General features: G+C 33.5%; 7 protein-coding genes. All 7 read right to left on the bottom strand.

Going from position 1 to position 6,967, the window contains the following annotated elements; genetic code table 11:
- Positions 1–1,660 (bottom strand): CARDB domain-containing protein (locus ACWCQ1_RS51315; protein ID WP_451030042.1); only part of this gene is annotated, 1,660 nt, incomplete at its 3' end.
- A 19-nt stretch (positions 1,661–1,679) separates the two neighbouring features.
- A complete protein-coding gene (locus ACWCQ1_RS51320; RefSeq protein ID WP_285308674.1) occupies positions 1,680–2,669 on the bottom strand; it encodes a hypothetical protein in 990 nt (329 codons plus the stop codon).
- Positions 2,670–2,784: 115 nt separating this feature from the next.
- The gene (locus tag ACWCQ1_RS51325) at positions 2,785–3,720 is read right to left on the bottom strand and encodes a M23 family metallopeptidase (RefSeq protein ID WP_251647403.1); all 936 of its coding nucleotides are present in this window, start codon (positions 3,718–3,720) and stop codon (positions 2,785–2,787) included.
- 6 nt (positions 3,721–3,726) lie between these two features.
- Positions 3,727–4,152, bottom strand: a complete 426-nt coding sequence (locus ACWCQ1_RS51330) for a hypothetical protein (protein WP_383466369.1) — start codon at positions 4,150–4,152, stop codon at positions 3,727–3,729.
- A 195-nt stretch (positions 4,153–4,347) separates the two neighbouring features.
- Positions 4,348–5,052, bottom strand: coding sequence for a hypothetical protein (locus ACWCQ1_RS51335; RefSeq protein ID WP_251647409.1), 705 nt, complete (start codon positions 5,050–5,052; stop codon positions 4,348–4,350).
- 260 nt (positions 5,053–5,312) lie between these two features.
- Positions 5,313–6,278, bottom strand: coding sequence for a hypothetical protein (locus ACWCQ1_RS51340; protein WP_251647411.1), 966 nt, complete (start codon positions 6,276–6,278; stop codon positions 5,313–5,315).
- A 1-nt stretch (position 6,279) separates the two neighbouring features.
- A partial coding sequence (locus ACWCQ1_RS51345) for a hypothetical protein (protein ID WP_451030043.1) occupies positions 6,280–6,967 on the bottom strand: 688 nt, incomplete at its 5' end.

Consider the following 6,967-nt stretch of genomic DNA (forward strand, 5'->3'; position numbering starts at 1 on the left):
CGGCTACGTCTGCGCCGTGACGTTCCCGAAGCACGCCTCCACCGCCAAGCGCTCCATGTCGGTTATTATCATCTTCATTAGTTTCCTCAATATCATCTCCACTATCTACAAAAGCTTGAAAATCTCTAGAATCTCCTGAATGTGCAGCAGTAAAGTTTAAATAAACTGTTCTTGCCTTATTAGGTTCAATTGAGGTTGTTGTAACCTCAGCAATTGATTCCTTTTCTTCTGATAATAAAACCTTGTGTTCTGGAACAACTATTTCACTCTCATTTAAATAAGTTACTTTTGCCTTGTAGGTTTTTCCTTTTACTAAATGCTTTTGTTCCTTTTCGTTAGAATCAACAAAAACTATACTTTGTGCTTTTAAATTCACATAATTGATTGTCTTGTTAATACTAACTTCATTATCTAGTTCATTTGTTTCTTGAATTAAATTAGATGAATCAATTTTGGCTTTAAATACTTTTTTTCCTGTATTATCAGCTGTGAACGCTATGTTATGTGTCCTTTTATTGCCCTTTTCTAAACTATTTGCTTCCGTCTCTTTTAATAATTTATCATCTTCGTATAAAGCAATTTTATGCTTTTCTGCCCTTAGTTCCCCTGTATTAGAGTAAGTTATTTCAGCTTGATATTGTTTACCTTTAATCAAGGTATTTACTACATTACCTCTTAGATCTTTTATCACAATATCATCTGCAGTTAAGTTAGATGAATAAGAAGTACCTTCATATTCTACATATACCTTCCACTTATCTGAATATTGATAATCCACATAATCAGGTAAATCTACAGTAGCTTGGTAATCTTGTTTGTACTTATATAAGTTGATTCTAACCTCGTAATCAATCCAAACACCCCGACGATATTTGTTAAGTCTTCCACTTTCAGACCTCCACCAATACTCTCCATCACTTTTAACAAGTTTATTGGCATATGAAGTCCCTTTTTTGGCCCAATCATCAGCATTTACTACTTTCGATTCATCCCAGCCATAATCAACTAATTTCCAATCATACATACCTAACAGAAATGGATCACCATAAAAACTGTCTGGTGCATCACCAGGTTTTTTATCCGTCCATTTACCAGCATAATAAGTCTCACTATCATTGGACATAAATCCTAGATATCTATTATTATCTTTATCATAGTTATCAGCTCTACCTTCGGATCTATATTCAAACCAATCAACCTTATGGTCTGATTCTTTTAATCCACCTGATTTCTTCAATGTATAACTTACATTTTTTCCACTTGGTTCATCGAAATAACTTCCTTTCACGGAAGTTGGAGAACTCACTTCATCTTTATTGTTAACCCAATTACTTGTCCAATCATCCTTAAAAGTTTTGGTTCTATCTTTTACCCATTGATCCTTTTTATTTTGTGGAACTAGCTTAATTCTTGTTGCTTTTAGTGTTCCGCTATAACCATTTTCGTTATATGTAATTGTTTCAGGGTAATCACCATACTCTGGATTAGGGTAATCAGTCCAGATTTCATTTTGATACTTTATTTTATTATCAATTTCACCTTGGTATTGTAAAACTGTTACTTTTTGACTTGCAGAAGCAGTTTCTTGATAAGAAGGTATAGTATTTAACAAAATTAAAAGTATAAATACTAAAGAGACAATCTTTTTGAAAAGCTTCATATAATCCTCCTTTAACCGATTACCAAGTTACCATTACTTTGCTTCCATTTTTCATTGCCTGGACACCATTCACTTTAGCAACACCAGCATTTTCTAGAGCTTGATCTATAGCTGCTCTAATATTTGCTGCATTTCCACCTAAAGCTGCAGCCCCTTTAATTCCAGCTTCCTTATGTCCAATTGAATCTATAAGTAAACTTGAATGCGAGACAGATGCTACTTTAGAACCGCCACTCATGATAGCTACTGCACCACTAACATCTTTTACGTCATATCCACCTGGCAATGCTTTTAACACTTGTTGAGCTGTAGCACTAATTGAAGGTGTTGACGGTTTACTTTCAGTTGGTTTTTCTTCTGCTGGTTTTTCCGGCTTAGTTTCAGCTGGTTTACTTGGTTTAGTTTCAGCTGGTTTTTCTTCTGCTGGTTTTGATGTTGATGGAGTTGACGGCTTAGATGTTGAAGGCTTGCTGCTAGATGCATTATTTGAATTTGATGGTTTGTTTTGAGAACTTGAACTTGGTTTACTTGTTGATGTATTTGAACTTGTTTTATTACTATTGCTTGTTGAGCTTGTTTTGTTTGTTGAACTAGATTTATTACTACTTGATGAATCAGACTTAGAGCTACTAGTCGAATTTGATTTGTTAGAACTTGATGAATTACTGCTACTTGTTTTTACAGAACTTTTAGAATCTGCACTATTACTAGTTTGTGCTGCAGCTGTTTTTACTGTTTTTGAATCACTTGTTTTAGAATCATCCTCATTTTTAGTATTCTCATCTTTAGTCTCTTTTTCTTTGTCCTCCTTAGACTTTTCTTCTTCTTTTTCTTTGTTCTCCTTTTCCTCTTTTTCTTTTTCTTCTACTTTGGCTTTCTCTTCTTCATCTGTCTTCTTGGCTGCTACTTCACTTTCCGCATTACTCTTTGAAGAAGAATCATCCTCTGCAGCACCACAACCGCTTAAAATCAAAGATAAAATCCCTACACTTACTAAAATTTTCTTCATTAATGTTTCCCCCAGTCATTTTATTATCTATACACCAAGTATACATGTATACTTGGTGATAGTCAATCTCACTTTATATATCGTCCAACTAAAAAAAGCTTTTTAGAAAAATTTTCTAAAAAGCTTTAAAATAATTTATTGGGTCTACTGGCTCATTGTTTATTCTTATTTCAAAGTGAAGGTGTGCTCCTGTGGAATCCCCTGTACTCCCTATAGCTCCTACTACATCACCAGCGCTTACAGCTTGTCCAGTTTCCACATTAACTGAATTTAAATGTCCATATCTAGACTGAACACCATTTGAATGATTAATTATTACAACATTCCCATATCCATTCATTTCACCAGCATATAATACTTCTCCATCTAATGTACTAACGGCTGGTTTATTTTCAACACCGGCTGCTGCTATATCTATACCAGCATGTAGTTTTATTTCGCCAGTTATTGGGTGAGATCTAGTACCAAAGGTTGAAGTTATATTATTTGTAAACGGAACAGGCCAATACATACCATTTTCCGCTATCTTCTGTTCTATATCATCAGTCGCTAAAAGACTTGAAATACTAGAGTTTAAAGAACGGGTGTTAGTTGTCCCTTCCTTTAATTTATAAGTATAGGAACCTAGTTTCCGTATTGTCTTTTCTCCTGCATTAAAGTATTTATTTGACTTCGTTTCTACTATAGCAAATACAGAAGGTCCCAAAAATATATCTTCAACGTCATAAGTTGGATGTTTATACTTTAAAGGAAAAGTTGAATTAGAATCATCGAAAATCTCAAATGTTAATATTTTATAATCACCAGCTACCATTCCAGTATTCTTTTGAAAAGTATTATTAAAGGCTTCCTTCGCCTTATCCTTATCAATTACAAAATCACCATTAGACATTTCTTCCGGATCAATTTGTAATGCAGCATCATGCGCCGCTACCTCAATATCTTCTTTTAGATATTTACTGGATCTCGCATAAACAGATATATTAGCACTTTGTACCATTGAAAAAATCATCACTAAAATAATTGCGAATACACGTATAAAATCATACATATACTATCACCTATACTCGCTCATAATATATTTTTCTTTTGTAAAAGGTTTATCGTTACTAAATTGGAACATCTCTAAAACATTGGTTTGAGGTTTCGGTACTGTAATAGAAATCCTCATTTCTTCTCCCCTTGCTGTGAGTGTTTCCGTCCCTTTAACTTCTATGCTATCTCTATCATAGTGATGTAGTTCAACAAGATAATCCTTTATTTGATTATATATTTCATTATCGTACCTACCTTGAAGCGCTGCTTCTTTCTGACCTTCATATAAAGCTAAAGTAATAGTTTCTTCTACCATACTAGCATTCTGTATTAAAGGGCCTTGAAAAGTGGTTAACACGACTAAAGGCAAACACAATAGAAAAACTAGAAATTTTTCCATACAACCCTCCTGCTTCTCTATTACATTATTTCCTATAAAATAAGCCATTGAGGTAATCTTATCTCAATGGCTTATTTATGGGTTATTCTACATTTGTTCCGTCAATAACTTCCGTAGTTTGTTGTGTTTTACCACCGATTGAGTCAGTCATGTCGCCTTGGAACATGTTAACAAAGATAAAACAAGCAAGTACGATAAACAATAGTGCAGCTACGAACTTTTCCATGAGTACCACTCACCCCCTTAAAATGGATTTGTTGTTACTGAATCTTTAGTCATTTCTAACATTAAATAAAGTAGCCATATAAAAACCATGACCGATGCTAAAGCGTAATAAGTAAAATATGCTGTTTTTCTTTTCCCTGAATTTTGGAGTTGTTGCTCATAATATTGATAAGAGAATACTTCGGATTCTGCTTCAATGATTTTCAAAGCTTCCTCCTTACTTGTTTTATCTAGCCGGTATAAAATATCTCCTATCGCTTCTGCACTTTCTCCACCAATCATGGATGTAAAAACTTCCTTTGCTTGAAAAGGATCAGCTTTCCATAAACTAAGGAATTTATTAACAGGAACATTTATGTAATCAAACATTGAAGCTGAATCTTTCAATATTCCATAAACATTCACTTGTTGATTTGGACTAAGGGATACTAACTCGGCTTTTAACATGTCAAACAAGTTAAAAAGCTCAATGATTTTCTTTCGATTAGCCATATCAACTAGTTTATTTAGCATTATTGCTGCTGGCGCATATTTTATTGTTGTCATTGTTGCAAAGAAAGCTACTGCAGGAATGATTACCAGTGTATTTGAAAGCGTCCCGTTAATTAATGGGAACAAACAATAGTTAATCACTAATATAGTTATTATTACTGCTCTAATAGCTTCATATTTGGCTGCTGTTAATCCAATTGGATTTCCGGCTGCCTTAAGCTTCTTATCCAATTCCGAAGTATTGGCATGTTTAACAAACTTCTTTTTTTGTTCTGCGATTTGTTTTTGTATTTTCGTCCTATGTTTATCTCTTTCTTCTTGGGAACTTAGCCCCCGATAAACAATAAAAGATGCTGATAAAACTAGTAAGAGATAAACAGTATATTTAATGACTGAAAAGATTAAATCAAAAGTTATGTAAATCCCTCCTTTCTATTTCGAGTATACATGTATACCTTATATTTTTCAATACATTTAAGAACTTTTTTCCATTATAAATCTGATCTTGGTTTACTTAATAAAAAGGCTGTGAGTGCTGATGAAATGGCCATAACAAGACAAATGGCAAATAAAGTAATAGGTGTCTTTTGGAAAAAGTAATACCATACATCCCTTCCAGAAGAAAACTGCATCATCATGTAGAAACATATCGGTAACATTACAATAGGTAGATAACCCATAAATACCGTTTCCATTTTATCTGTCTTTTCTTTTTCCATATCTTGCTTTCTCTTTTTTATATCATCTTGAAGACTTCTCAATGAAATTGATATATCAGCATTTTCTAAATGTGCTTTTTCCAACAACTTAGAGAATCGCTTTGCTGGAGTTGAATTAATGGTATAGGCAAAAATTTTAACGGCTTTTTTAAATTCTTCTTCTGTGCGTTCTTTTTGTAAGGCGCTCAATAGCTTCATAAGGATCTTTTTCATGGTATTATTTTTAGTCTCTTTTGAAGTATTGAATACCGTATAATAAATGTCTCGATTAGATACCTGGTAGTTTTGTAATAAGACGTTAGACATTTCATAGAATGCAATAGATGTTCTTATCCTTAAGTTAATGAGTAAAAATCGCATTAACAAGTAAGGGATTATTGCAAAAATCACACTAAGCAATAGGGCTACAATTAGCTCTTGCAAGAAAACAAATAAGAATATAAACGAAACAACGAAAATGATACACGTTAGAAAGAAAAAGTTAAAAACTTGGTTTCTTCCATGTTTTTTTTGCAAACTAGATAAGGTTAACTCAATATGTTCATATAGTTTGGAATGTGACTCATCCTCGTATTCCGTATTATTTAAATCTTTTAACCTTTTTATTGCTCGTTTTCGTTTTAATTTCTTAATTTCTGTTTCAATATAATCTGATAAAAAGGGAACTCCTACAAGCAACCAGAGCCCATAAACAAATAAGGAATACCCTATTATTTTAAAGACTAATTCTATAATCACTTTATCCCTCCTTAAAAATACAAGGGAAGATAGTTTCGCCTGCTATGGGTGCTGCTTCACTTTGCTTCTTAAGATGCTCAATTACACATTCACCTAATTGTTTATCCACTGAAAATATACGTTCCTTCAATCCCTGCGATATTTCGGCATTGTACGTCCAGCTATCAGTATCAGGTTCATATTTCACCAGATAATTTATCCAAGCAGAATCAGTATTTACGTCATAACACAATTCATATATTGAGGTAAGCCGTTTTTTGTTATTTTCTTTCGATTCCATCGTAAAACCTAAATCTAATTGCTGTGCTATTCTTCTAACCTCATTCGCTTCCTTTCTGGCAGGAAACTCATCTGTAATATGTCTTGCTAATTGGATTGCAGTATTTTGAGGATCAGTAATGTGATAAGTCATTAGTAATCCCCTAGTACCCCTTTCCGTACCTGAAATTGCTCCTTCGGCTTCGATTCCACGAACCTCTTGAACTATGACGAAATCATGATCGACACGCAAAGCAGTTCGGATTACGTCCTGAATCCGGCCATTTGTAGTATAAAAATCATGAACTAGCCTATCCGGAAACTCCAACTTTAAAAAACTCTCTCTACTCGTCTCAATAAGCACAGCAACCTTTTTAGGATCTCTTTCTGCATATATAGTTTTTAGAAATGTAGATTTCCCTGATTCAACT

This window comes from Streptomyces sp. NPDC002144, assembly GCF_053593695.1.